A 22,228-nucleotide genomic window follows, 5' to 3' on the forward strand; every position below is an offset into this window, starting at 1 on the left:
CAGGTTGAGCTCGCGCTCGAACAGCCACCGCGCATCATATTCGCGAAAGCCCGTCGGCTTCACCAAAGGCCGCGTCTCATACGCATAGCTGTTGCGCGCAAGCGCGGGGGCAGCAGGGGGGAACATGGCTCTCGCTAGTCTCGCACCGCGCCAGCGGCTTGCGTGGCATCCAGGTTGAAGGCGGCGGCGAACAGTGCGCGCGTGTAGTCCGTCCGCGGCCGGGCGAAGATCTCGTCGGCGGATCCTGCCTCGACCACCTCGCCGTTCTGCATGACGATGATCGAGTTCGCCAGCGCCCGCACGACCTTGAGATCGTGGCTGATGAACAGGTAGGTGAGCTGCTTGCGCTCTTGCAGGTCGCGCAGCAGGTCGACGATCTGCGCCTGCACGGACATGTCGAGGGCGGAGGTGGGCTCGTCCAGCACGACGAAGGCCGGATCGAGCGCCATGGCCCTGGCGATGGCGATACGCTGGCGCTGGCCGCCGGAGAACTCGTGCGGGTAGCGGTCCATGGCGGCGGGGTCGAGGCCGACGTCGACCAGGGCCTGGGCGACGATCTCGCGCCGCTCCGCGTAGGTGAGCCCCCGGGCCTGCACGAGAAGCCCCTCCTCCACGATGTCGGCAACCGACAGCCGCGGCGACAGCGAGCCGTAGGGGTCCTGGAACACCACCTGCATGTTGCGCCGCAAGGGCCGCATCTCGGCCGACCGCAAGCCGTCGAGGCGCCGGCCCAGCACCACGATCGGCCCCTCCGACTTGATCAGCCGCAACAGCGCCAGACCGAGCGTGGTCTTGCCCGAGCCGGATTCGCCGACCACCCCCAGGGTCTCGCCCCGGCGCAGGCTGAGGCTGATGCCGTCCACCGCCTTGACGACGGCCACGGTGCGGCGCAGCAGGCCGCGCTTGATCGGAAACCACACCTTGATCGGGCCCGCCTCGACGACGACGGGCGCCTCCGGCGCCACCGGTCGCGGCTGCCCCTTGGGCTCGGCCGCCAGCAGCTTCTGCGTATAGGGGTGCTGCGGGGCGCCGAACACGTCCGCCACGGCGCCGCGTTCGACGATCCGGCCGTTGGTCATCACGCAGACCCTGTCGGCGATCTTGCGCACGATGCCCAGGTCGTGGGTGATGAACAGCATCGCCATGCCGAGCCGGCTCTTCAGGTCGGCCAGCAATTCCAGGATCTGCGCCTGCACCGTCACGTCGAGAGCCGTGGTGGGCTCGTCGGCGATGAACAGGTCTGGTTCGTTGGCAAGCGCCATGGCGATCATCACCCGCTGGCGCTGGCCGCCGGAGAGCTGGTGCGGCAGGGCGCCGAGGCGCTCGCCCGCGTTGCGGATGCCGACGAGGTCGAGCAATTCGAGGACGCGGGCGCGCACCGCGCTGCCGCGCAGGCCCTTGTGCAGTTCCAGGATCTCACCGATCTGCCGCTCGACCGTGTGCAGCGGGTTGAGCGAGGTCATCGGCTCCTGGAAGACCATGGTGATGTCGTTGCCGCGGATCCGGCGCAGCTCCTCCTCGGACGCCGCGAGCAGGTCCCTGTCCTTGAACAGGATGCGGCCGCTGGGGTGACTCGCGGCTGGATAGGGCAGCAGCTTCAGCACCGAGAGGGCCGAGACCGACTTGCCCGAGCCGGACTCGCCGACCAGCGCCAGGGTCTCGCCCTTGGCGACATCGAACGACACGCGGTCGACCGCAAGCACGTCCCGGCCGTCCTGACGGAAGGCCACCGAGAGGTCCTGGACGGAGAGGAAGGGCCGCGTCGCTGCGGTCGCGGGTTCCATGGGACCGGCCTGCCTCATGCGAATGTCTTGCGCGGGTCGAATGCGTCGCGGACGGCTTCTCCCACGAAGATCAGCAGCGACAGCATCAGCGCGATGACGAAGAAGCCGGCCAGCCCGAGCCACGGCGCCTGCAGGTTGGCCTTGCCTTGGGCCAGCATCTCGCCGAGCGAGGGCGAGCCCGGCGGCAGTCCGAAGCCGAGGAAATCGAGCGACGTCAGCGTGGTGATCGAGCCGTTGAGGATGAATGGCATGAAGGTGATGGTGGCGACCATGGCGTTGGGCAGCAGGTGCTTGAACATGATGGTCAGGTTGCCGAGGCCGAGCGCACGGGCCGCGCGCACATATTCGAAGTTACGGGCGCGCAGGAACTCCGCCCGCACCACGCCGACCAGCGCCACCCACGAGAACAACAGGAGGATGCCGAGCAGCACGAAGAAGCCGGGGGTGATCACCGCCGAGATGATGATCAGCAGATAGAGCGACGGCACCGACGTCCAGATCTCGATGAAGCGCTGGAACAAGAGGTCGACCCAGCCGCCGAAATAGCCTTGCAGGGCGCCGGCGGCGATGCCGACGACCGAGGAGATCGCCGCCAGGGTGAGGCCGAACAGCACCGACAGCCGGAAGCCATAGATCAGCCGGGCCAGCACGTCGCGCCCCTGATCGTCCGTGCCGAGCCAGTTCCACTCCAGATCGCGGCAGGAGGTGCCGCCGATACGCTCGGCCGCCGCCTTGCATTGCTCGCCCGTCAGCATCCATGTCGGCGGCGACGGGGCCGGCACCGGCAGGTCGAGGTTGTGGGTGTTGTAGGAGAAGCGGATGGGCGGCCACAGCGCCCAGCCGTTGGCCGCCAGCTCCTTGCGGATCACCGGGTCACGGTAATCGGTCATGGCGAGGAAGCCGCCGAACTTCTCCTCCGGATAGTCGACGAAGGCCGGGAACAGCAATTCGCCCTTGTAGACGGCGATGATCGGCCTGTCGTTGGCGACGAACTCGGCTCCCAACGTCACCGCGAAGAGAACGACGAAGATCCAGAACGAATAGTAGCCGCGCCGGTTGGCACGAAAGTTCCTGAGCCGGCGCTGGTTCAGCGGCGACAGCCGGATCGGCGCGCCGCGCTGCAGCGGCGGCGCCAGCGCGGTCTTGGGCACCGCGATGGCGCGGATGGGAGCGGCGGCGTCCATTAGATCTCCCGCGTCTCGAAGTCGATCCGCGGATCGACCCAGGTGTAGGTCAGGTCCGAGACCAGGTTCACGACGAGCCCGAGCAGCGAGAAGATGTAGAGCGTCGCGAACACGACGGGATAGTCGCGGTTGACGATCGATTCGAACGACAGAAGGCCGAGGCCGTCCAGCGAGAAGATCGTCTCGATGAGCAGCGAACCGGCGAAGAAGGCGCTGATGAAGGCGCCGGGGAAGCCGGCAATGACGATCAGCATGGCATTGCGGAAGACGTGGCCGTACAGCACGCGGCGCTCGCTGAGGCCCTTCATCCGCGCCGTCAGCACGTACTGTTTGCGGATCTCGTCCATGAACGAGTTCTTGGTCAGCAGCGTCGACGTGGCGAAGGCGCCGAGCGCCATGGCGGTGATCGGCAGCACCAGGTGCCAGAGGTAGTCGGCGAGCTTGCCGGCGAGCGACAGCTGCGCCCAGTTCTCCGACGTCAGCCCGCGCAACGGGAAGAACTGCCAGAACGACCCGCCGGCGAACAGCACGATCAGCAGGATGGCGAACAGGAAGCTCGGAATGGCGTAGCCGACGATGACCACCGCCGAGGTCCACACGTCGAAGCGCGACCCGTCGCGCATGGCCTTGGCGATGCCCAGCGGAATCGAGATGGCGTAGGACAGCACGAGCATCCACAGGCCGAGCGAGATCGACACGGGCAGCTTCTCGCCGATCAGCTGCAAGACCGGCACGTCCCGGAAATAGCTCTTGCCGAAATCGAACGTGGCATAGTCGCCGATCATCTTGAGGAAGCGCTCGGGTGCCGGCTTGTCGAAGCCGTACTGCGCCTCGAGCTGCTTGATGAAGGCGGGGTCGAGGCCCTGCGCGCCGCGATAGGTGGAGGAGCCGGCCTCCCCCCCCTGCCCCCCCTTGGGGCCGCCGCTGAAGTCGCCGCCGCCGCCCCCGCCGATACGGGCCGTGGCGCCGACGTCGGTGCCCTGAAGCTGCGCGATGACGCGCTCGACCGGCCCCCCCGGGGCGAACTGCACAATCACGAACGAGACCAGCATGATCCCCAGGATGGTCGGCACCATCAGGAGGAGGCGTCGCAGGATATAGGCGCTCATGCCACCGCGGCTCCGCTCATCGGCCGTCCCTCGTCGCGCGTGCGGCGGCCTCCTTGGACCACCAGGTGTCCGGCACGCCGCGATCGTACCTGGGCGCGGCCGGGGGGTGTCCGTAGATGTCCCAATAGGCCAGCCAGTAGCTCGGCTTGTGCCACATGGGCACCCAGTAATGCCCGGCGCGCAGGAGCCGGTCCAGCGCCCGGCAGGCGGCGACGAGCTGTCGCCGGCTCGCGGCTGCCAGCGCCGCGTCGATCATCGCGTCCACCGCCGGGCTCGCGACGCCCGAAATGTTGTTGGACCCGGGCGTGCGGGCCGCCTGCGAGCCGAACAGCACCCTCAACAGCTCACCCGGCGTGGGCGACATTCCAAACCGACGCACGATGATGTCGTAGTCGAACGCTTCCGAGCGCCGCTGGAACTGGGCGGCATCGACGATGCGGAAGGAGGCGGCGATGCCGAGCAGGCCGAGGTTGCGGATGAAGGGTTGGGTGTGCGGCTGCAATGTCGGCTGGGATTCGAGGAACTCGATGACCAGTGGCTGGCCGCTCGGCAGCAGCAGACGGCTGCCTTCGCGGCGGCAGCCCGCCGCGCGCAGCAGGTCGTCGGCCCGGCGCAGCAGCTTGCGGTCCTGGCCGGAGCCGTCGCTGCGCGGGGGCAGGTAGGGCTCGCCGAACACCGCGTCCGGCACCCGGCCTCGGAACGGGGCCAGCAGCGCCTCCTCCTCCGCGCCGGGCACCTCGGACGCAGCCAGCTCCGAGCCCACGAAATAGGAGGTCGTGCGCTCGTAGAGGCCGTACATGATGTTGGCGTTGGTCCATTCGAAATCGAAGGCCAGGCCGACCGCCTCACGCACACGAGAGTCGGCGAAGATCTCGCGGCGGCTGTTCAGCCACCAGCCTTGCATGCCCGACGGCGTCTCGTCGGGCTGGGTCTCGCGCTTCACCCGCCCGTCGACCAGGGCCGGGAAGGTGTAGCCTGTCGCCCAGATGCGCGAGACGAACTCCTCCCTGAAGGTGAAGGTGCGCGCCTTGAAGCCCTCGAAGGCGACGTCCCGGTCCCGGAAATACTCGTAGCGGATCTCGTCGAAGTTGCTGCGGCCGCGGTTGACCGGCAGGTCCTGCGCCCAATAGTCCCGCACGCGCTCGAATACGACGAACCGCCCCTGCTCGAACTGGCGCAGACGGTAGGGCCCGGACGCCAGCGGCGTCTCCAGCGTGGCGGCGTCGAAGGGCCTTGCCGCGTAATAGCGAGACGAGAATATCGGCAGCGTGGCGACCACCAGCGGCAGGTCGCGGCTGAAGCCCCGGGCGAGGCGAACCACCACATCGGCACCGTCCACCTCCGCAGCGTCGACCCCGCGGATGGTCTGGGCGATGGTCGGATGGCCCTGCGCCTTCAGCATGGTGATCGAGAAGGCGACGTCTGCCGCCGTCAGCGGCGAACCGTCATGGAAGCGCGCCTCGGGCCGCAGCGCGAAGCGATAGCTCAGGCCGTCCGCCCCCAGAGCGGCCGAACGGGCCACCAGGCCGTAGACCGCGTCGGGTTCGTCGAAGGCCCGCACCATCAGCGAATCGAAAGTGAGGTTCATGCCGGCGGCACCATCGCCGCGCAGCACGTAGATGTTCAGGGTGTTGAAGGTGTCGAAGTTCTGGTTGCCGAGCGTGTTGTCGAGCTGGGCCGAGAACGCGCCGCCCTTGGGCGCCGCCGGGTCGACATAGGAGAAATGGGCGAAATCTGCCGGGTAAGCCAGCTCGCCGAAGCTCGACAGGCCGTGCCGCGGCTGCCCGAGGTCGACGGCCGGGGGGGCCGGCCGCGCGGCCTCGGCCCGGAGCTGACGCGGGCCGACCAACGCGGCAGCGCCGGCGCCGGCGACGAGCCCGCGGCGGGTGAGAGTCAGGGGGACGCTCACCAGATCCCGCCGGTTCAACGGGGCGAGCCCGCCGGGTCCGACCACCAGATCGTTGGGAAAGCGGACGCCGCGTACTCGGGCATCGTCCCGGGGCGGCCGAACCGATTCCAGCGCGCCGTCCGCTCGAAGCGATAGCTCCATTGCGGGACGACATAATTGTGGGCGAGCAGCGTGCGGTCGAGGGCGTGCGTGGCGGCGACGAGTTCCTCGCGCGTCTTGGCATAGATGACGCGATCGATGAGAGCGTCGATGCCGGGGTTGGCGATGCCGACGAGATTGCGCGACCCCGGCCGGTTGGCCGACGCCGAGCCCCAATAGTCGCGCTGCTCGTTGCCGGGTGACAGCGACTGGCCCCAGACCGTGGTGGTCACGTCGAAATCGAAGGCCCGCAGGCGGTTCTGATATTGGGTCGAATCCACCAGCCGCACCGTGACGGCGATACCGAGCCGCTCGAGCGACGCCTTGTAGGGCAGCAGGAACCGCTCGCTGCTGGGATCGAAGCCGAGGAACTCGACCGTGAAGGGCTCGCCCGCGGCGCCGACCAGCTTGCCGCCCTTGAGCTCCCAGCCCGCCGCGCGCAACAACGTGAGCGCCTCGCGCAGGTTGGTCCTGACCGCGTCCGGCGAGCCGTTGACCGGATTGGCATAGGGCGTGGTGAAGACCGCCGGCGGCACCTTGTCCTTGACCGCTTCGAGGATCTCCCGTTCGAGGCCCTCCGGCAGCCCCTTGCTGGCGAGATCGGTGCCGAAGAAGTACGAATCGATGCGCTGGTACTGGCCGTAGAAGAGGCTCTTGTTCACCTCCTCGAAATCGAAGGCGTAGTTGAAGGCCCGGCGCACCCGCTCGTCCTTGAACTTGTCGCGCCGGGTGTTGAACGCGAAAGCCTGCATCACGCCGGCGTTGCGGATAGGGAACTCCTCGAGCACCACCCGCTTCTCCCGCACGGCCGGGAAATCGTAGGCCGTCGCCCAGTTCTTGGCGACGTTCTCCGCCCTGAAGTCGATCCGGTCGGCCTTGAAGGCCTCCAGCAGCACGGTGCTGTCGCGGTAGTACTCGGTGCGGATCTCTTGAAAGTTGCCGGTGCCGATGTTGACCGGCAGAGCCTTGCCCCAATAGTCGGCGACGCGCTCGTAGCTGGCCCAGCGCCCGCCCTCGAAGGCCTTCAGCCGGTAGCGGCCGGATCCCAGCGGCGGCTCCAGCGTGGTCTGCGCAATGTCGCGCTTGCGGCCGGAGGCGTCCGTGCCTTCCCACCAATGCTTGGGCAGCACCGGCATCTGACCCACGATCTGCGGCAGCTCGCGATTGCCGGCCTGGTCGAAGGTGAAGCCGATCGCGCGCTCGCCGACGCGCTCGGCCTTGACCACGTTGCGCCAGTAGAACGCATACATGGGGCTGTTGGCCTTCAAGGCCTCGAACGAGAAGATCACGTCGTCGGGCGTGACCGGGCGCCCGTCGTGCCAGCGCGCCTCGGGCCGCAGGCGGTAGCTCACGGCGGAGAAATCCGGCGGAAAGCTCACGGCTTCGGCGAGCAGCCCATACTCGGTGCCGATCTCGTCGGAAGCGGACGTCATCAGCGTGTCGTAGATGAGGGGCAGCCGGTCCTCCAGCTCCCCCTTCACGCCCGCGACCGCGAAGTTGAAGTTGTCGAAGCCGCCGAGCGAACCCAGACGCACCGTGCCGCCGGCCGGGGCGGCCGGGTTGACGTAGTCGAAATGCGCAAATCCCGGCGGATACTTCGGCGTGCCCATCAGCGACAGGGCGTGCCGCCAGCCCTTGTCCGCCGCCGCCTTGGCGGCGTCGGCCGGCTGCGCCATCGCCCGTGATCCGCCCGAGAGCAGGGCAAGGGGCGAGGCCGCGGACGCGAGGCCGAGCAGCGGCAGGGAGGCAAAGACGCGACGCGAGATCAAGAGCGGTCTCCACTTGAGCGGTCGGTTGAAGTCGCCGAACGGATCTGTGGCGTTCGATTATGTCGGCTTTTCGAGTGGGAGCTAGATGTGGCCTCTCAACAGGCTGTCCATCCGATCGGAGAGAAGCGCTCCGAATTCAAGAAATTACGAGCGCGTCTGCGCCATTGGATCCTCACCCAATGTCACGGACACTCTCTGGTGGCCCGACCCAGTGATTTCGACCCTTCGAGCGGATGCAGGGTCGGGTCAAGCCCCACCATGACGGGGGAGACGGAGAGAGCCTCTAATTTCTCAACGTCGTGCTCGGGCCTCACCCAACCACCAATCGACTTGAGAGGCCGGCCCCCCCGGCATGGCGCAAACGGTCTCGATCTCTGTGCTGCGCCACTGGCCGCCATCGGGCTGTCTGCCGCACGATGCGCGCAAAAAAGGCCGGGCGCGGCGCGCCCGGCCTTTTTCGGCAGGATCGGAAAAGGGCGCGGCGGCTCAGTGCTTGCCGGCCGGCGCCGGTGCGGCTGGCGCGGGCGCCGCGCCAGCCGCCGGAGCGGCGTCGGCGGCGGGAGCCGCCTCGGGCTTCGGCAGCGGCTGCGGGCTGTCGGACAGGCTGTTGAGATAGACGAGAATGTCGGCCCGCTCCTCGGGCTTGCTCACGCCGGCGAAGTTCATGAGCGTGCCGGGCACGTCCTTCTTCGGGTTGGTGATGAACAGGTTGACCTTCTCGAAATCCCAATTGCCACCGGCCCCGAAGGCCTTCAGTGCCTGCGAATAGTTGAATCCCTCGTGCCCAGCGATCGGGCGTCCGACCACGCCGAAGAGGTCCGGACCGATCTTGTTCGGGCCACCCTTCTCGAAGCTGTGGCAGGCCTTGCACTTGGCCACGGCCTTCTCGCCCTTGGCCGCATCGGCCTTGGCGAGCAGCACCGGCAACGGCTCGGCCGGCGCCTGCGGGGCCGCCCCGGCGCCCGCATCCGCTCCCTCGGCCGCCTGCGGCAGGTCGTAGCCCGGGACTGCCGGCGGATGCGCGGTGAACAGCATACCGGCCAGGATGTTCAGCCCGACGGCAAACATGAGCGTGCCCAGAACCGCACCAGCGATCTTGTTGAGCTCGAAGGAATCCATTCGGGGCAACTCCGGAAGGCGTGAACCTGGGCGAGCGGCGGCGCCCGGCCTGTGGGACGGCCGGCGATGATTACCCGCTTTGACGGCGGGTTTGCAACTCGTATAGGTGACCCCGTTTGCTACCTTTTGCCGCCCGCTTCGAGCTCCCATGGCGTGTCCGATCGTTCTCATTCCTGCCCGCCTGGCCTCGACGCGGCTGCCCGACAAGCCACTGGCCGACATCGCCGGCGTGCCGATGATCGTGCGTGTGATGCGTCAGGCGCAGGCGGCAGGCATCGGCCCGGTCGCGGTCGCGACCGACTCCGATGCCGTGGCCGCCGCTGTGACGGCGGCCGGCGGCCACGCCGTCATGACCCGTGACGATCATCCCTCGGGCTCGGACCGCATCTTCGAAGCCCTGGAGTCGATCGATCCGGCTGGGAACCACGATGTCGTCGTCAACGTGCAGGGCGACCTGCCGACCATCGACCCGGCCGTGATCGCGGCGGCCGTCGCCCCGCTGTCCGATCCGGCCGTCGACATCGCAACGTTGGCCACGGTGATCACGCGGGAGGAGGAGCGGCACGAGGCGAGCGTGGTCAAGGCGGTCGGCACGCCGGTCGGGCCCGGCCATCTGCGGGCGCTCTACTTCACCCGGGCGCAGGCGCCCTGGGGCGACGGGCCCCTGCTGCACCACATCGGCCTCTACGCCTACCGGCGGGCGGCCCTGGCCCGCTTCGTGGCATTGCCGCCGTCGCCGCTCGAGCAGCGCGAACGGCTGGAGCAACTGCGGGCGCTCGAGGCGGGCATGCGTATCGACATCGTCATGGTCGACGACGTTCCGCTCGGCGTCGACACGCCCGGCGATCTGGAGCGGGCCCGGCAGCTCTGGGCGGACCGCATCAACAAGGCCAGTACGGCATCGGAGTTGTCATGAGTTCGACGTCACCGGGCGCAGAACGGCAGGCGCCGTCCCGCGCCGTTTCCTTCCAGGGCGAGCCGGGCGCCAACTCCCATATCGCCTGCCAGGAGGTCCTGCCCGATCGTCCCACCCTGCCCTGCCCGACCTTCGAGGACGCCTTCGCGGCGGTCACCGACGGCCAGGCCGAGCTGGCGATGATCCCGATCGAGAACTCGATCGCGGGGCGCGTCGCCGACATCCACCACCTGCTGCCCACGTCGGGCCTGCATATCGTGGGCGAGCATTTCCTGCCGATCCGTTTCCAACTGATGTCGGTCGAGAGCGCGGATCTCGGCACGCTGAAGAGCGTCCACAGCCACATTCACGCGCTGGGGCAATGCCGGCGCATCATTCGCACGCTCGGCCTCAAGCCCACCGTCGCCGGCGATACCGCCGGTGCGGCGCGGGAGGTGGCGCAGTGGGGCGACCCCGCTCAGGCGGCGCTCGCGCCCCGGCTCGCGGCCGAGGTCTATGGCCTCAAGATCCTGGCGGAAGATGTCGACGACGAAGAGCACAACACCACCCGCTTTGTCATTCTGGCGCGCGAGGCGCGTTGGGCGCCGGCCGGCAACGGCCCGACGGTGACGAGCTTCGTGTTCCGGGTGCGCAACCTGCCAGCCGCGCTTTACAAGGCGCTCGGCGGCTTTGCCACCAACGGTATCAACATGACCAAGCTGGAGAGCTACCAGCTTGGCGGCGAGTTCGCCGCCACCCAGTTCTACGCCGAGGTCGACGGGCACCCGGAGGACCGGCCGCTCAAACTCGCCCTGGAGGAACTCGCCTTCTTCTCGCGCGAGTTGCGCGTGCTCGGGGTCTTTCCCGGCCACAGCTATCGCGAGGCCCTCAGCGTCCGCGCGGCGGAGTAAGGCACCCCGCGGATCGCTCGCCAGGTGTTCCATCTCGCCCCGAAGGGCTCTAATGTGCGCTGGCGCACATAGCCCCCGGCGGCGTTTCCCGGGAAATTACAGGAATTGCCAGCGCGATTTCGGTTTTGCCGCATTTCGTGGTGGGAACCGCCCTTTTATCGCCGCCCTGGCGCGCCATGTTCTCCGGCGACGGAGAAAGGAAGCCGCCATGCAGGTGACCATCAGACGGGCCCTTGAAGCGGACGTGCAGGCGATCGCCGAAGTGCATGTGGCTGCCTGGCGAGAGACGTATCGCGGCATCCTTCCCGACGAGACGATCGACCGCCTGACCGTGTCTGCCCGCGCTCGCTACTGGGCGGAGGCGATCATCGATCCCGCCATCTCGGTTTTCGTCGCGGAGGCGGACGGGCGGGTGGTCGGATTCGGATCGTGCGGCGGCGCGCGCCAGCAGCTGCTGACCACCGCCGGCGAGATCTATGCCGTCTATGTGCTGAAGCGCTTCCAGTATCGCGGCGTCGGCAGTCGGCTCATGGCGACTATGGCCCGCGCCCTGGCCGAAGCCGGTCATGTGACGGTCGGGCTTTGGGTGGCCCGAGACAATCTGGCCGCCATCGCGTTTTACCGGACTCTCGGCGCCTGCACCGGCGCCGCCCGGAGCCACGCCCATGGCCGCGGCGACGCGCCGCTGATCGAGCTGGCCATGTTGTGGGACGCCGCGGCGGAGCTGACGTTGTGGGAGGAGCCGGCTAATCAGCCTCTCCCCGGACGAATGCTGCCAGGACGTGGTGAGCGATCGCCATGGGGGGCGGTGCATACAACCGTCCCGGGTGCCTGCCGGCCAGCATCAGGCGTGCTTCCTCGCGGCTGAACCAGCGCGCATCGTCGAGCTCGGTCCTGTCGATCACGATCTCGCTCGACAGCGCCTCGCCCACGCAGCCGATCATCAGCGACGCCGGAAACGGCCAGGGCTGCGAGGCGAGGTAGCGGACGGCGCCGAGCGGCACGCCCGCCTCCTCCATGATCTCGCGCCGCACGGCATCCTCCAGCGTCTCGCCCGGCTCTACGAAGCCGGCGAGGCAGGAGTACATGCCGCGCGGAAACTGCGGTTGCCGGCCGAGCAGGCATTCGTCGCCGCGGACGGCCAGCATGATGACGACCGGATCGGTGCGCGGGAAATGCTGCGCTTTGCAAGCGTCGCAGTCGCGGCGCCAGCCGCCGGAGACGGGCCGGCTCGGCGCGCCGCAATTGGAGCAGAAGCGATGGCGCTGGTGCCAGTAGCCGAGCGCCTTGGCTTCGCCCAGCGGGCCCAGCTCGTCCGGCGGCAAGGCGCCCTGCATCGCCAATGCCCTGAGATCCGCAACGACGAGGTCGTCATAGTCCTTGACCGCCTCCGCCGTCGCCGGGTCGAAGTTCGCCAGGAACAGGGGCCGTCCGGCAATGGTGCCCAGGAACGGCAGCTCCCGCGGCTCGCCCAGACGCTCGACCTCGGCCAGGGCGAAGCGCGAGTCGAAGCCGCCGCGGCCCTTCTTCAGCAGCGGCTTGTCGCCCAGCATGATGACGGCGGATGCGCTGTCGTCGGCCCTGTAGCGGGCGATCTCCGCATCGTCGTGGCGCCGCTCGGAATGACGGAGCAGCGGATTGACGGCGAAGCCGACGCTGGCGGAGAGCTCCGCACGAGAAGTCGATTCTGAGGACATCGAGGCTCCGTTCAGGCAGGTCCTAGAGCATTTTCGCGTTCCTTCGAATCGCCGAAATGCTCTATCTGTTTGATTCGTCGCGTTTTCTTCACGCGAACCGGCGTCCAATTCACTCGAAAACGCTCTGCGCGGTCGGGCGGAATCATCCGGTCGCGGTGCTCCAGGGGGCATCCGTCGGGCGCGACGGCGAAGCCCCGGGGATTTCCGTTTCTGATCTTGCTTAGAACAGGTCGCGCAGCGGTGGCTATCGCTTTGCGGTCTCGACAGCCCTGCGCCGGAGCATGCGCGGCGCATAAACGGGGCATCACCCGCCGCCGACCTGCGGCAGTGCGCGCCGCAGGTCGGCAACGAAGGCCGCGCGCACGGCCTCATCATAGGGTGCGGCCGTACCGACGCCCCAAACCGGCCGCGGCCAGGCGGCATCGTCGCGCGAGCGGGCGATGACGTGGACATGCAGCTGGCGCACGGCGTTGCCGAGGGCAGCGATGTTGAGCTTATGGGGGGCGAGAAGGTCGCGCAGGGCCGCCGCAGCGGCCCGGACCTCCGCCATCAGCGTGCCGAAGCCGACCTCGTCCAGGTCGATCAGCTCGACCAGGTCGGGACGGCGCGGCACCAGGATGAGCCAGGGGAAGCGGCTGTCGTTCATGAGCAGCACGCGCGACAACGGCAGGTCGCCGACCGTGGTCGTGTCCTGCGTCAGTTGGGGATCGATGGCAAAATCCGTCATCGGGGCCGAGCTTGAACCGAACGAGAGGCGGTGTGAAGCGGGTTTTGTGCGAGCCGGCGCTGCTCCACGGTGCGGCTGCGCGATGCCGCTCCGCCCTTGCGCTCGCCGCCGGCTTCGCCGATATAGGGCGCGGGAGGTTGGCGTTGGACGTTCCACTCGCCAACCGGGTCAGATCCGGAAGGAAGCAGCCCTAACGAGACCGGGCGGGTCTTCGTTCAGCCTCCCACCCTCGCCGATGGGCTTGGACCGGCCTTGCTCCGGTATCTCGATCGCAGACGTCGAACCGGGGCGGCATTCGCCTGACGCGCGCCGCGATCGCGGCTTCGGCAGGCTCGGCGACCGGCGTGCTTTGTGCGGGCCGGTGCAGCGCCAACATGCGCGGGTTCGCCCGGGCGAACCATGGTACGATTCAGCCCAACCAGATTCGAGCGCACCCCAGCAAGGCGATGAACGAAACCGCGACCGGAGCTTCGGCATCTGTGGGGGGCGGCCCGGCGGAAGCGCTACAGGGCGCAGCCGGCGTCGACGAGCCCGGCCTCCCGGGTTTCGCGCCGCCGCCGACTCCGCCGCAACCTGCTCAGACCGCACCGGGCTACCGCGTGCTGGCGCGCAAGTACCGGCCACGCACCTTCGACGACCTGATCGGACAGGAGGCGATGGTGCGCACCCTGTCCAATGCCTTCGCCACCGGACGCATCCCGCAGGCCTGGATGCTCACCGGCGTGCGCGGCGTCGGAAAGACGACGACCGCCCGCATCCTGGCGCGGGGCCTGAACTACGAGCTGCCCGGGGACCGGGGCGCTGGCCCGACCATCCGCATGCCCGAGCTCGGCGTCCATTGCCGTGAGATCATCGACGGCAATCACATCGACGTGCTCGAGATCGACGCCGCCTCCAACAACGGCGTCGACAACATCCGCCAGATCAACGACGCGGTCCGCTACGCCCCGGTCTCGGCACGCTACAAGGTCTATATCGTCGACGAAGTCCACATGCTGACCACCGGCGCCTTCAACGCGTTCCTGAAGACGCTGGAGGAGCCGCCGCCGCACGCCAAGTTCATCTTCGCCACGACCGAGATCCGCAAGGTGCCGGTCACCATCCTGTCCCGCTGCCAGCGCTTCGACCTGCGCCGCGTCGGTGCCGACGTCCTGGTGGCGCATCTGGCCGCGATCTGCCGGCAGGAAGAGGTGACGGCCGACGACGGGGCGCTGGCCCTGATCGCGCGCGCGGCCGAGGGATCGGTCCGCGATTCGCTCTCGCTGCTCGACCAGGCGATCGCCCACGGCGCGGGCGACGTCTCGGCCGAAACGGTGCGGGCCATGCTGGGCCTCGCCGACCGCGGCCGGATCATCGACCTGTTCGAGGCGGTCATGCGCGGCGATCTGCCCGCGGCGCTGGCGGAACTCGCCGATCAATACGAGGCCGGTGCCGATCCGGCCGTGGTGCTGGCCGAGCTTGCCAGCTTCACCCACCTCGTCACCCGTCTCAAGCTGGTGCCCGGCGCCGCCAAGGACGGCTCGCTGACCGACGTGGAGCGCGGCCGCGGCACGGCGCTCGGCGAGAAGCTGTCGCTCCGGATGCTCTCGCGAACCTGGCAGATGCTGCTCAAGGGTGTGCCCGAGGTGCAGGAGGCGCCGCGGCCGATGGCAGCGGCGGAAATGGTGCTGGTGCGGCTCGCCTATGCCGCCGACCTGCCGACGCCGGACGAGGCCCTGCGCCTGCTGCGCTCGGCGGGCCCGCCCGGAAGCGCCGGCGCCGGCGCCGGCACCGCTTCGAGCGCGCCGATGCCGACCTCCGGCCGCGAGCCGCCACGCCCCGGCCTTGCTGCGGTGGCCGTAGCCGGCGCCGTGCGCGCGGTGGCCGAAGCCCGGGCCGATCAGCCGCAAGCCCAGGCCTTGGCGCCGCAGGTGGCGCCGCCCGAGCAGATGATCCGCGTCGCGCGCTTCGAGGATCTGGTCGCGCTGGCCGGCGAGAAGCGCGAGATCGGCTTCAAGCTCGCCCTCGAGCGGGACGTGCGCCTGGTCCGGTTCGAGGACGGACAGATCGAATTCGCCCTGGCCGACGGCGCCAGCCGCTCCCTCGCCGCCGACATCTCCCGTTACCTGCAGGACTGGACCGGCCGCCGCTGGATGGTGGCGGTGTCCTCGGGTCCGGGCGAGCCGACGCTGGCCGAGCGTGCCAGAGCGGCGGACCATGAGCGCCGCAGCGATGCAGCCGCCCACCCGCTGGTGCGGGCGGTGCTGGAACGCTTTCCCGGCGCCCAGATTGTCAATGTGAGGGAGGCGCCGACCGCGCCCGATGCGGCGGACGACATCATCGGCGACACGATCGACGAGCCGGACACGGCCTCTGAGGGAGACTGAACACATGCGCGACCTGATGGGACTGATGAAGCAGGCCCAGGCCATGCAGGGCAAGATGGCCGAGGCCCAGGCCGAGTTCGAAGCGCTGGAGGTGCAGGGCACCGCCGGCGGCGGGGCCGTCGGCGTGCGCATGACCGCCAAGGGCAACATGCTCGGCGTCAGCATCGATCCGTCGCTGCTCAATCCGGACGAAAAGGAGATCGTCGAGGATCTGATCGTGGCGGCGGTGAACGATGCCCGCGGCAAGGCCGAGCGCCTGGTCCAGGACAAGATGCAGGACATCACCAAGGGTCTGCCGATCCCGCCGGGGCTGAAGCTCTTCTGATCGCCCGCGGACGATGTCGCTGACCTCGGCCCTCTCGAAGACGCCCATGCGCCGGTTCGCCGGGCGACGCACGCTGCTGGACGCGTTGCGCCGCGCGGCGCAAAGGCTACGGCGACGGCCCCTCGGCACGCCGAAGCCCGTGGTGGTGGCAGCGCGGCAGCCCGATCCGGCCGCCATGCTCTTCGACGCGCCGATCGGACAGGCCATCGGCCATGCCGGCAGCCTGCTGACGGAGTTCGAGACGACGCGCGAGGTGAGCTTTCCGATCGTCTACCGGCTCGAAACCGCCTACGCGGCCTTCGACCGCGCCATCGCGGCGAGCAGCGTCGACATCTATGGCCAGCGCCGGGCCCGGCTGCGCGATGCCCTGCTCCAGGTCGTCCACCTCGCCCAGGTCGCGCGCGAATGGCAGCAGGACATCTACAACCTGCGGCAGGGCCCCTATCACGACGAGCCGCAACCCGAGAACGAGGCGGCGCTGGAGGCGGGCATCGCTCATCTGCGTCAATTCATCCGCCAGAACATGGCCGATCTGGCCAGTTGGCTGAGTGCCGCCGAACGCCTGCGTGGCGAATAGGCCGTGGCATCCCCGATCGGTCCCGAACTCGAGCGCCTGATTCAGCTGCTGGCGCGCCTCCCCGGCCTCGGGCCCCGCTCGGCGCGCCGGGCCGCGCTGCACCTGATCAAGAAGCGCGAGGCACTGCTCGAGCCACTCGCCGATGCGACGCGGGTCGTCAGCGAGCGGGTGGTCGTGTGCTCCGCCTGCGGCAGCGTCGACACCCGTGACCCCTGCACGATCTGCTGCGATCCCAAGCGCGATCCCAGCATCCTGATCGTCGTCGAGGACGTCTCCGACCTGTGGGCGCTGGAGCGCGCCGGCGTGCTCAATGCCCGCTATCACGTGCTCGGCGGGGTGCTCTCGCCGCTCGACGGCGTCGGCCCCGACGACCTCAACCTCGGCCGGCTCGTCGAGCGGGCGGCGACCGGCGTGAGCGAGGTCGTCATCGCGCTCAACGCCACCGTCGACGGGCAGACGACGGCCCACTACATCACCGATCTCCTGCAGCACCTGCCCGTCAAGATCACGCGGCTGGCGCACGGCGTCCCGGTGGGCGGCGAATTGGACTACCTGGACGAGGGCACGCTCGTCGCCGCAATGCGTCAGCGGACCGCGCTGTAGGACATCGGACCAACAGCGGCGGGCGGCCCTTCGCGGGATGGACGGCCCACCGCATCGACCCCATATTATCCTAGTCGATAGCGTGCCCGCGCCGTCCCCTGGAGGCTTCCCGATGCCCGGCCCGAACAAGCCTGCGACCGAGCAGCCTGCCACCGACCTCGAGCGCCACGCGGACGAGCTGCTCGACGAGGCCTTGGAGGAAAGCTTCCCGGCCAGCGATCCGCCGGCCATCCCGTCGCTGCATGATCTGGAGCGGCAGCGCAGGGCCGAGAGGGCCACCCCTGCGGCGCGCGATCGCAAGCCCTGACCGAGCGATCAGCAGTTCAAGCCCTGGCCCAGAGCATCCGGCCTTTCACGCGTGCGAAATCGCGTCGGACTATTCGGCTGCACTCAGCTTGCCGGCAGGCGCGACGGGCGCGTCGTCGAACTCGAGCGCCTCGATCCGGTCAGCGCGCTTGACGATCTTCTCGCTGGACGTCGTCACCGCGGCGACATCCTCCTGGACCTGGCGGAAATGCGTGTCGAGCTTGCCGACGCGGCCGCGCAGCCGCTCCACGTCGTCGAGTAGCAGCCGCACCTCGGCCTGAATCTTGCGCGCTTCCTCGCGCATGCGCGCGTCTCGCACCAAGGCCCGCGTGATCTGGATGGCCAGCGCCAGAAGCGATGGCGAGACGATGACGACGCGGGCGCGATGAGCGCGCTGGACCACGTCGTCGAAATGCTCGTGCAGGTCGGCGTAGAGCGCCTCGGACGGCACGAACAGCAGCGCCATATCCTGGGTTTCGCCCGGCACCAGGTACTTCTCCGCGACATCCTTGATGTGCACGCCGAGGTCCGCCCGCACCCGCTGCGCCGCGCCGCGCCTGGCCTCGTCGCTCTGCGCGCCGCGGAAGGCGGCGAACCCCTCCAGCGGAAACTTGGCGTCGATGACCAGCGGGTGATCGCCGGGCAGGTGGATGAGGCAGTCTGGCCGCCGGTTGTTGGCGAGCGTCGGCTGGAAGCTGTAGGCGCCGGCCGGCAGTCCGTCGCGGACGATCGCCTCCATGCGGCCCTGGCCGTAGGCGCCGCGCGCCTGCTTGTTGGCGAGGATATCCTTGAGGCCGACGACCTGGCCGGTCAGTTCCGACAGGTTGCGCTGGGCGGTATCGATGACGGCCAGCCGCTCGTTCAGCTGCGCGAGGTTCTCCGTCGTCCGCTCCACCGTGTCGGCGAGCCCGCGGCCGACCCGGTGTTGCAGCACCTCGATGCGCTCGGCCACGAAGCGCTGCATGTCGGATTGACGCACGCCGAGCCCGTGCAGGCTCGCCTGCACACCGCCCTTCAGCTCCGCCTGCATGCGCTGCAGCTCGGCCACCCGCCCATCGAGCTCGCGCGCCTGGGCCTCCAGCAGGGCCGCCACGGAACCCCGGTGGCGCGCACCGCGCACGACGCTGACCGCGATGACCATCAGCACGACGAACGAGACGACGGCCAGGATGGCGGCGGCATCCCCATAGGTGACGGCCCGCTCGCCGACGAGCAGCAGGATCTGGTCCATCAGGGCAGAAGATCACGAATCGGCATGAGAACAAAACTAGCACATCATTGACCGTCCTTCGCCGACATCCTATGTCGCGACGGTCATGACCATTCGCCCGATCGTCCTCATCCCCGACCCTATCCTCAGAAAGCCGTCCGAGCCCGCCGGCCCGGCCACGCCCGCCCTTCGGGAGCTGGCGCAGGACATGCTGGAGACGATGTACGATGCGCCCGGCATCGGGCTCGCCGCGATCCAGATCGGCGTTCCCACCCGCATCGTCGTGATCGACCTCGCCAAGGGCGAGGACGAGCCGAAGAATCCGATCGTGCTGCTCGATCCGGAGATCACCTGGTCGTCGGACGAGATGAACGTGCACCAGGAGGGCTGCCTCTCGATTCCCGAGTATTTCGAGGAGGTGGAGCGGCCCAAGCGCGTGCGCGTGCGCTATCGGACGCTGGAGGACGAGGTCAAGGAAATCGAGGCCGACGAACTCCTGGCCACGTGCCTGCAGCACGAGATCGACCACATCAACGGCGTGCTGTTCATCGACCACCTGTCGAAGCTGAAGCGGGATCGCGTGACCCGCAAGTTCGCCAAGGCGGCCAAGCGCGAAGCCAGCGGAGCCTGAGGCTTTGCGGATCATCTTCATGGGCACGCCGGATTTCGCCGTCCCGGCCCTGGCCGAGCTCGTCGGCCACGGGCACGAGCTTTGCGCCGTGTACACGCGAGCGCCCAGGCCCGCGGGTCGCGGCATGGGCGAGCGCAAGACACCGGTCCATGCGCTCGCCGAGCGCTTCGGTCTGCCGGTGCTCACGCCCAAGACCCTGCGCACGCCCGAGGCGGCCGCGGCCTTCCGTGCCCATGGCGCCGATCTTGCGGTCGTCGTCGCCTACGGGCTCATCCTGCCGCCCGAGATCCTGGCCGCGCCGGCGCACGGCTGCTTTAATCTGCATGCTTCGCTGCTGCCGCGCTGGCGGGGCGCCGCGCCGATCCAGCGCGCGGTGATGGCCGGCGACACCGAGAGCGGCGTATGCGTCATGCGGATGGAGGAAGGCCTCGACACCGGCCCGGTGGGCATGGCCGAGCGCGTACCCGTCGGCCCCGACATGACCGCCGGCGAGTTGCATGACCGCCTCGCGCCGCTCGGCGCCGACCTCATGGCGCGCGCGGTGGCAGCGCTCTCGCGCGACGCGCTGGGCTTTACGCCGCAGCCCGACACGGGCGTCACCTACGCCCACAAGATCGCCAACGACGATGCCCGTCTCGACTGGACGGTTCCGGCGGCCGCGGTCCACAACCGGGTGCGCGGCCTCAGCCCGTTTCCCGGCAGCTTCTTCGAGGCCGACCTCGGCCGCGGCCAGCCGGAGCGCGTGAAGGTGCTGCGCACGGCCCTGGCCGACGGGACGGGCGCGCCCGGCACGCTGCTCGGCGCCGATTTCACCGTCGCGTGCGGCAGCGGGGCCGTGCGGCTGCTGCTGGTGCAGCGCGCCGGCAAGGGCGTGGTTCCCGGCGACGAGTTCCTGCGCGGGGCTCGGCTCGCTCTCGGCGCGACGCTATCCTGACACGATCGCATCATCCGGACATCGATCGCCGCGTGCCCCGCTACAAGCTCACCGTCGAATACGACGGCTTCCCCTACGTCGGCTGGCAATGGCAGGACAACGGCCGCGCCGTGCAGCAGGCCATGGAGGAGGCCGTCGAGCGCTTTGCCGGCGAGCGCGTGCGCCTGCAATGCGCCGGACGGACGGATACCGGCGTCCACGCCTTGGGCCAGGTGGCCCACCTGGACCTCGCGGATGCCTGGCGGACCGATACGGTGCGCGATGCCATCAACGCCCACCTGAAGCTCGCCGGCGACCGCGTCGCCGTCGTGACGGCGGAGCAGGTCGGCGCCGGCTTCGACGCGCGCCACAGCGCGCTCAAGCGCCACTATCTCTACCGCATCCTCAACCGGCGCGCGCCGCCGGCGCTCGGCCATGGGCGGCTCTGGCACGTGCCGCGCCGCCTCGATGCCGGCGCGATGCAGGCGGCGGCCCAGCTGGTGCTCGGACAGCACGACTTCACCACCTTCCGGGCGGCCGAATGCCAGGCCAGCAGCCCGGTGCGCACCCTCGACGTGCTCGACGTGGCGCGAAGTGGCGACGAGATCACGGTCCGGGCGTCCGCCCGCTCGTTCCTGCACCATCAGGTGCGGTCGCTGGTGGGTTCACTCGAGCAAGTGGGCTGCGGGCGCTGGCCGCCGGCCGGCATGCGCGCCGCGCTCGATGCCCGAGACCGGCGCCGGTGCGGCCCGCTGGCACCGGCCCACGGGCTCTACTTCGTCAGTGTCGATTATCCGCCGGCCACGCGCGAGTCGGCCGCGAAGTAGCGGTCCAGCACCCGCCGGTAGATCGCCGCCAAGCGATCGAGATCGGTCACCGGGACGCGCTCGTCGACCTGGTGCATGGTCTGCCCCACCAGGCCGAACTCGATCACCGGGCAATAATCCTTGATGAAGCGCGCATCGGAGGTACCACCGGTGGTCGACAGCGCCGGCCGGCGGCCGGTCTCGCCCGCGACCGCCTCGGCCACCAGTTCGACGAACGGGCCCGGTTCGGTGACGAAGGCCGCCGCGTTGGTGGGCAGGAACTCCATGTCGTAGCGGGCGCCGCCGGCGGCTTCGTCGAGCCGCCGCTCGATCTCGCCCCTGAGCGTCGCCGGCGTCCACACGTCGTTGAAGCGGACGTTGAATGCCGCCCGCGCGGACGCCGGAATGACGTTGGTGGCGCCATTGCCGACATCGACGGTGAGCACCTCCAGATTGGAGGGATCGAAGCGCGGCGTGCCGCGATCCAGCGGTGTCTCGAGCAGGGCGCGCAGCAGGCGCAGCAGATGCGGGATCGGGTTGTCGGCCAGGTGCGGGTAGGCGACGTGGCCCTGCGTGCCATGCACCGTCAGGCGCCCGGTCAGTGAGCCGCGGCGGCCGATCTTGATCATGTCGCCCAGCGCGTCCGGGTTGGTCGGTTCGCCCAGCAGGCAGTGATCGAAGCGTTCGCCCTTCGCCTTGGCCCATTCCAGCAGCTTGACGGTGCCGTTGACGGCCGGGCCTTCCTCATCGCCCGTGATGAGAAAGGCGATCGAGCCGGCAAATCCCGGCTCCTTCTGCGTGAAGGCCAGGGCCGCCGCCGCCATGGCGGCGATGGCACCCTTCATGTCGACGGCGCCGCGGCCGTAGAGCAGGCCGTCCGCGACCTCACCTCCGAATGGATCGTGGCTCCAGGCCTCGGCCTCGCCGGGCGGCACCACATCCGTGTGCCCCGCGAGCACAAGGCAGGGGCTGGCCGTGCCGTAGCGGGCGTAGAGATTGGCGACGTCGGGCGTGCCGGGCGCGCTGAAGGTGACGTGCTCGACGGCAAAGCCACCGGCCGCCAGCGCCTCGCCGAGGGCGCGCAACGCCCCGCCCTCCTCGGGCGTCACCGAGGGGCAGCGCAGCAGCGTGCGGGCGAGATCGAGCGGCGTGGTCATGTTCAGCCCATGCGGGGAGCGAGAGCGCTTTCGAGCGAAGTGGACGCCGGTTCGCGTGAAGAAAACGCGACAAAACAAACAGATAGAGCATT

Annotated in this window: 20 protein-coding genes, 1 other RNA gene and 1 pseudogene; 12 read left to right on the forward strand and 10 right to left on the reverse strand. The window is 69.2% G+C overall.

Translation table 11 applies throughout. The features are described from left to right. Window positions 1-134: 134 nt before the first annotated feature. From IEW34_RS20880 to IEW34_RS20905, 6 genes are all read right to left on the reverse strand, one after another. Entirely contained in the window at window positions 135-1,784 is a 1,650-nt protein-coding gene (locus IEW34_RS20880; protein ID WP_188611173.1) for an ABC transporter ATP-binding protein, read from the reverse strand. Window positions 1,785-1,798: 14 nt separating this feature from the next. Then, complete coding sequence (locus tag IEW34_RS20885; RefSeq protein ID WP_188611174.1) at window positions 1,799-2,968, reverse strand: ABC transporter permease; 1,170 nt, start codon at window positions 2,966-2,968, stop codon at window positions 1,799-1,801. Further along, window positions 2,968-4,077 (reverse strand): microcin C ABC transporter permease YejB, encoded by a 1,110-nt coding sequence (locus IEW34_RS20890; protein WP_188611175.1) that lies wholly within the window; start codon window positions 4,075-4,077, stop codon window positions 2,968-2,970. The genes IEW34_RS20885 and IEW34_RS20890 overlap by 1 nt, the downstream gene beginning before the upstream one ends. Before the next feature lie 16 nt (window positions 4,078-4,093). Next, window positions 4,094-5,986: an extracellular solute-binding protein gene (locus tag IEW34_RS20895; protein ID WP_244642118.1), complete on the reverse strand. Its 1,893-nt coding sequence runs from the start codon at window positions 5,984-5,986 to the stop codon at window positions 4,094-4,096. Between the two features lie 14 nt (window positions 5,987-6,000). Beyond that, complete coding sequence (locus IEW34_RS20900; protein ID WP_188611499.1) at window positions 6,001-7,800, reverse strand: extracellular solute-binding protein; 1,800 nt, start codon at window positions 7,798-7,800, stop codon at window positions 6,001-6,003. Window positions 7,801-8,379: 579 nt separating this feature from the next. Then, window positions 8,380-9,012: a c-type cytochrome gene (locus tag IEW34_RS20905; RefSeq protein ID WP_188611176.1), complete on the reverse strand. Its 633-nt coding sequence runs from the start codon at window positions 9,010-9,012 to the stop codon at window positions 8,380-8,382. Between the two features lie 148 nt (window positions 9,013-9,160). On the opposite strand from IEW34_RS20905, the gene IEW34_RS20910 reads away from it, so the two are divergent. The 3 genes and pseudogenes from IEW34_RS20910 to IEW34_RS30665 all read left to right on the forward strand — a co-directional run. Next, window positions 9,161-9,928, forward strand: a complete 768-nt coding sequence (locus IEW34_RS20910) for a 3-deoxy-manno-octulosonate cytidylyltransferase (RefSeq protein ID WP_188611177.1) — start codon at window positions 9,161-9,163, stop codon at window positions 9,926-9,928. Further along, window positions 9,925-10,818: a prephenate dehydratase gene (locus tag IEW34_RS20915; RefSeq protein ID WP_188611178.1), complete on the forward strand. Its 894-nt coding sequence runs from the start codon at window positions 9,925-9,927 to the stop codon at window positions 10,816-10,818. Before IEW34_RS20910 ends, IEW34_RS20915 begins: the two co-directional genes overlap by 4 nt. Window positions 10,819-11,026: 208 nt before the next feature. Further along, window positions 11,027-11,440, forward strand: a pseudogene (locus IEW34_RS30665) (GNAT family N-acetyltransferase); the annotation flags it as partial. A 124-nt stretch (window positions 11,441-11,564) separates the two neighbouring features. On the opposite strand, the gene nudC reads toward IEW34_RS30665, so the two are convergent. Together nudC and IEW34_RS20925 are read right to left on the reverse strand one after the other, a co-directional pair. Further along, window positions 11,565-12,515 (reverse strand): NAD(+) diphosphatase, encoded by a 951-nt coding sequence (nudC, locus tag IEW34_RS20920; protein ID WP_188611179.1) that lies wholly within the window; start codon window positions 12,513-12,515, stop codon window positions 11,565-11,567. Window positions 12,516-12,819: 304 nt separating this feature from the next. Next, window positions 12,820-13,242 carry an HIT domain-containing protein gene (locus IEW34_RS20925; protein ID WP_188611180.1) on the reverse strand — a complete coding sequence of 141 codons (423 nt, stop codon included), beginning with the start codon at window positions 13,240-13,242 and terminating at the stop codon, window positions 12,820-12,822. A gap of 131 nt (window positions 13,243-13,373) precedes the next feature. Between IEW34_RS20925 and ffs the strand changes: the two genes are divergently transcribed. From ffs to IEW34_RS20955, 6 genes are all read left to right on the forward strand, one after another. Then, window positions 13,374-13,470: signal recognition particle sRNA small type (gene ffs, locus IEW34_RS20930), an RNA gene on the forward strand. A 218-nt stretch (window positions 13,471-13,688) separates the two neighbouring features. Then, window positions 13,689-15,608: a DNA polymerase III subunit gamma/tau gene (locus tag IEW34_RS20935; protein ID WP_188611181.1), complete on the forward strand. Its 1,920-nt coding sequence runs from the start codon at window positions 13,689-13,691 to the stop codon at window positions 15,606-15,608. A gap of 4 nt (window positions 15,609-15,612) precedes the next feature. Beyond that, complete coding sequence (locus tag IEW34_RS20940) at window positions 15,613-15,933, forward strand: YbaB/EbfC family nucleoid-associated protein (protein ID WP_188611182.1); 321 nt, start codon at window positions 15,613-15,615, stop codon at window positions 15,931-15,933. A 46-nt stretch (window positions 15,934-15,979) separates the two neighbouring features. Next, on the forward strand, window positions 15,980-16,510 hold the full coding sequence (locus IEW34_RS20945; protein ID WP_188611183.1) for a hypothetical protein: 531 nt from the start codon (window positions 15,980-15,982) through the stop codon (window positions 16,508-16,510). Between the two features lie 3 nt (window positions 16,511-16,513). Then, window positions 16,514-17,113: a recombination mediator RecR gene (gene recR, locus IEW34_RS20950; protein ID WP_188611184.1), complete on the forward strand. Its 600-nt coding sequence runs from the start codon at window positions 16,514-16,516 to the stop codon at window positions 17,111-17,113. Between the two features lie 112 nt (window positions 17,114-17,225). Next, window positions 17,226-17,420 carry a hypothetical protein gene (locus tag IEW34_RS20955; RefSeq protein WP_188611185.1) on the forward strand — a complete coding sequence of 65 codons (195 nt, stop codon included), beginning with the start codon at window positions 17,226-17,228 and terminating at the stop codon, window positions 17,418-17,420. 69 nt (window positions 17,421-17,489) lie between these two features. On the opposite strand, the gene IEW34_RS20960 is transcribed toward IEW34_RS20955, so the two are convergent. Continuing rightward, window positions 17,490-18,650, reverse strand: a complete 1,161-nt coding sequence (locus IEW34_RS20960; protein ID WP_188611186.1) for a DNA recombination protein RmuC — start codon at window positions 18,648-18,650, stop codon at window positions 17,490-17,492. Window positions 18,651-18,735: 85 nt separating this feature from the next. Here IEW34_RS20960 and def point away from each other — a divergent pair, with 85 nt between their 5' ends. From def to truA, 3 genes are read left to right on the forward strand one after another with little or no spacing between them, the layout of a single operon-like run. Beyond that, complete coding sequence (gene def, locus IEW34_RS20965; protein WP_188611187.1) at window positions 18,736-19,260, forward strand: peptide deformylase; 525 nt, start codon at window positions 18,736-18,738, stop codon at window positions 19,258-19,260. A gap of 4 nt (window positions 19,261-19,264) precedes the next feature. Then, on the forward strand, window positions 19,265-20,194 hold the full coding sequence (gene fmt / locus IEW34_RS20970) for a methionyl-tRNA formyltransferase (RefSeq protein ID WP_280516321.1): 930 nt from the start codon (window positions 19,265-19,267) through the stop codon (window positions 20,192-20,194). A 32-nt stretch (window positions 20,195-20,226) separates the two neighbouring features. Beyond that, window positions 20,227-21,000 (forward strand): tRNA pseudouridine(38-40) synthase TruA, encoded by a 774-nt coding sequence (truA, locus tag IEW34_RS20975; protein WP_188611189.1) that lies wholly within the window; start codon window positions 20,227-20,229, stop codon window positions 20,998-21,000. On the opposite strand, the gene dapE is transcribed toward truA, so the two are convergent. Then, complete coding sequence (dapE, locus tag IEW34_RS20980) at window positions 20,964-22,136, reverse strand: succinyl-diaminopimelate desuccinylase (protein WP_188611190.1); 1,173 nt, start codon at window positions 22,134-22,136, stop codon at window positions 20,964-20,966. The two genes, truA and dapE, sit on opposite strands and share 37 nt — an antisense overlap. Window positions 22,137-22,228: the final 92 nt, after the last annotated feature.

This window comes from Chelatococcus reniformis (assembly GCF_014640075.1).
Taxonomy (GTDB): Bacteria; Pseudomonadota; Alphaproteobacteria; order Rhizobiales; family Beijerinckiaceae; genus Camelimonas; species Camelimonas reniformis.

What these genes read in the sequence shown, in the direction of transcription:
- IEW34_RS20960 (WP_188611186.1), bottom strand. Translation starts at nt 18,650, where the DNA reads ATGGACCAGATCCTGCTGCTCGTCGGCGAGCGGGCCGTCACCTATGGG.
- IEW34_RS20935 (WP_188611181.1), top strand. Translation starts at nt 13,689, where the DNA reads ATGAACGAAACCGCGACCGGAGCTTCGGCATCTGTGGGGGGCGGCCCG.
- def (WP_188611187.1), top strand. Translation starts at nt 18,736, where the DNA reads ATGACCATTCGCCCGATCGTCCTCATCCCCGACCCTATCCTCAGAAAG.
- IEW34_RS20880 (WP_188611173.1), bottom strand. Translation starts at nt 1,784, where the DNA reads ATGGAACCCGCGACCGCAGCGACGCGGCCCTTCCTCTCCGTCCAGGAC.
- IEW34_RS20945 (WP_188611183.1), top strand. Translation starts at nt 15,980, where the DNA reads ATGCGCCGGTTCGCCGGGCGACGCACGCTGCTGGACGCGTTGCGCCGC.
- IEW34_RS20940 (WP_188611182.1), top strand. Translation starts at nt 15,613, where the DNA reads ATGCGCGACCTGATGGGACTGATGAAGCAGGCCCAGGCCATGCAGGGC.
- IEW34_RS20925 (WP_188611180.1), bottom strand. Translation starts at nt 13,242, where the DNA reads ATGACGGATTTTGCCATCGATCCCCAACTGACGCAGGACACGACCACG.
- IEW34_RS20890 (WP_188611175.1), bottom strand. Translation starts at nt 4,077, where the DNA reads ATGAGCGCCTATATCCTGCGACGCCTCCTCCTGATGGTGCCGACCATC.
- dapE (WP_188611190.1), bottom strand. Translation starts at nt 22,136, where the DNA reads ATGACCACGCCGCTCGATCTCGCCCGCACGCTGCTGCGCTGCCCCTCG.
- IEW34_RS20915 (WP_188611178.1), top strand. Translation starts at nt 9,925, where the DNA reads ATGAGTTCGACGTCACCGGGCGCAGAACGGCAGGCGCCGTCCCGCGCC.
- IEW34_RS20910 (WP_188611177.1), top strand. Translation starts at nt 9,161, where the DNA reads ATGGCGTGTCCGATCGTTCTCATTCCTGCCCGCCTGGCCTCGACGCGG.
- nudC (WP_188611179.1), bottom strand. Translation starts at nt 12,515, where the DNA reads ATGTCCTCAGAATCGACTTCTCGTGCGGAGCTCTCCGCCAGCGTCGGC.
- IEW34_RS20885 (WP_188611174.1), bottom strand. Translation starts at nt 2,968, where the DNA reads ATGGACGCCGCCGCTCCCATCCGCGCCATCGCGGTGCCCAAGACCGCG.
- IEW34_RS20900 (WP_188611499.1), bottom strand. Translation starts at nt 7,800, where the DNA reads ATGGCGCAGCCGGCCGACGCCGCCAAGGCGGCGGCGGACAAGGGCTGG.
- IEW34_RS20905 (WP_188611176.1), bottom strand. Translation starts at nt 9,012, where the DNA reads ATGGATTCCTTCGAGCTCAACAAGATCGCTGGTGCGGTTCTGGGCACG.
- IEW34_RS20955 (WP_188611185.1), top strand. Translation starts at nt 17,226, where the DNA reads ATGCCCGGCCCGAACAAGCCTGCGACCGAGCAGCCTGCCACCGACCTC.